Annotated in this window: 1 protein-coding gene; it reads right to left on the reverse strand. The window is 43.6% G+C overall.

The features are described 5' to 3' along the window. A partial coding sequence (locus ACP5L5_RS11645) for a hypothetical protein (RefSeq protein ID WP_428763987.1) occupies nucleotides 1-1,679 on the reverse strand: 1,679 nt, incomplete at its 3' end. Nucleotides 1,680-2,029: the final 350 nt, after the last annotated feature.

Here is a 2,029-nt window from a genome sequence, read left to right on the forward strand (position 1 = left end):
CCTGGACCGAATGTCGAGTTGAGGCTTGGGTTCTGTGCAAAGATCTGCGCTGCTACTGAGTTTACATACTTGCTACCAATTACTATCAATGTCGATGCTTGGTTTGCGTTTGTGTCAAGCACTGCGAGCGGTGTTGCTGCCGTGTTGAGCTTCACTGGCGTTATTGCCTGGCTTACGCTTGGCGTTGCGCTGAGGTTGCTTATGCCGTTTACTGTGCAGGATGTTGTTGAGAATGTGCAGTTTGCTGTTACGTTTGCTATTGTCACGTTAGGCAATGCCTGTGCTCCTACTGAGAATGGTCCGATTGTGTGCTCTGCTGTTGTTACTGTTGTTGACGCTGGCCCTACTACGAACTGCAGCATGTCAACGCTCTTTGCCATGTCATATGTTACTTGTGTTGGCATTATTGAACCAACCTCTGATCCGCGCTCTGTCCTGAAGCTTGCAGGTGCTTTTACAGGGCTGCTGCCAGATTGACTACTTGTATAGCTTATCGCACCACTGACTCCAAGTGAAGGTGTGTAGTTTAGATAGTAGAGCGATGAACCCACGCTAGGCGGCGTTGTTGTTGAGGCGTTTGTTATCTGCAATACTATGTATGATTGAGCCGAAGTCGACGTTGGCAAGTCATACTCTGGGTAGTAGAAGTCAAAGTACGCTGTTGGTCCTCCGAATGAGAATGGTTCAATAGCGAATAATTTCATTGGAGTAGAGAAGCCACTCTCGCCACTGTAGTTTGCAATTAGCGATGATGAGATTAGGTTGTAGTTTGTTCCTGGCTGGGTGTATGTAAGTGTTGGACCAGAGTAAGTCAACTCTGCCATCTTCAATGCTGTAGGCGGCACTACCGTTAGTTGATTTTGTACATTTATCTTGTCTTGGGTGTCCATTGCAGTTATTGTATATGTTGCGTATGGTAAGACATTTGCATTGAATAATGGTTGAATTGTGTTTGAGCCTGCTGTATTATTTGCAACTGTGTAACCATTAACTTGCAGCTGAAGTATATCAGAAGGAATTGGTTTTAAGCTAACACTCATGGTGTTGGCTGTCACAGAAGGCAGCAAGTTTGCTGTAAGGTATAAAGTATTGCTTGTAGGGCCTGAAAGCACTGCACTAATAACATCAGACTGGCCCTGGTGTATAACGCTGTATGGATAGCTTAATGAAAGCTGGTTTAGTACACGTAAATTGCTTGTAACAGTATTGGCTTGTATATTGCTATCATATGCACTTATAGAATATGGTGTGTTAGAAGGTGGCAGTATATTTGCATTGAAAGTAACTGAATTTGTTGGCGTAGGACCATAGACTAAGAATGATGAAGTCAGTGCTCCACCCGAAATTTCTATTACTGTGTTTGCTCCAGATGCAGCACTATCTACAGCTGATATTATGTCACTCGTGCCAAATGAGATTATGTTCGCACTATAGCTCAATGTCAGTGTGTTCGTTCCGCTAATAGTATTAGTAGATACTGGATTTAGGGCTATGGGTGGTGTAGTAGTACTTACTGGAGAGCTCGGAGGTACGAAGAATGTGGAAGGATCGCTGACTGTAGAAAGATTAGGCACCTCGTATACAGAGACGCCAACTCCTGGATATGGGAATGGATAGTTTAGTTCTACATTTGTAATATTGTTGAATAACTGGTGTGTTGTAGCAATAGTGCTTGTCAAGCCGCTTGTAAACTGTACCGGGGTAGAAAATGTCTGACCATTAAGGTAACCACTTATTGTCCTACTAAAGGTGTTCCACTGCTAATTAAGTGAGAATAATATTGTGAGAGCGCTCCAGGCTCAAGCATTACTGCAGTGCCTGCGGTGTTTTGATTCAATGAAGCAACATTTGCAGTAGCGTATTGGTTAAGCTCATATGTATCAAGGTTGTATACAAGAGAGCTTGTAGCTGTCGGCTTGCCGCTTATTGTGAATGCTGTTGGTATTGAGCTTGTGACTGTGAAGAGGTTTGCAGGCTCTGTTATTGCTTTTTCGCTTGCCGCTGGTATAAGACTGCTTGGATTATTTAC

Origin of the sequence: Vulcanisaeta sp. (assembly GCF_049966235.1) — an archaeon.
Taxonomy (GTDB): Archaea; Thermoproteota; Thermoprotei; order Thermoproteales; family Thermocladiaceae; genus Vulcanisaeta; species Vulcanisaeta moutnovskia.